This is a genomic window from Monashia sp. HAY1-5C (assembly GCF_056755255.1).
The window spans coordinates 1-226 of sequence record NZ_JBPGXG010000501.1 but is presented as its reverse complement, the minus strand read 5'-3'; the positions used below and the strand labels follow the sequence as shown (position 1 = coordinate 226).

The following is a 226-nucleotide window of genomic DNA, read 5'->3' as shown; positions in this document are numbered from 1 at the left end:
TCCGTCGTCGGCAGCGTCAGATGTGTATAAGAAACAGGTCGAGGGCGGTCCGGTCATGGACGCCGGCGCCGGGACCCGCGACGATGACGACGGGTAGCCGCGACCGGGTACGTACGGGAGCTGTCTCTTATACACATCTCCGAGCCCACGAGACGGAGCTACATCTAGGGTGTCGGTTTCTGCTTTGAGAGGGGGGGGGGGGGGGGGGGGGGGGGGGGGGGGGGGG

General features: G+C 67.7%; 1 protein-coding gene. It reads left to right on the top strand.

Annotated features, from left to right (window positions below; all coding sequences use genetic code 11):
• Nucleotides 1-188 (top strand): hypothetical protein (locus tag ACR9ZK_RS22570; protein ID WP_481344162.1); only part of this gene is annotated, 188 nt, incomplete at its 5' end.
• Between the last annotated feature and the right edge of the window lie 38 nt (nt 189-226).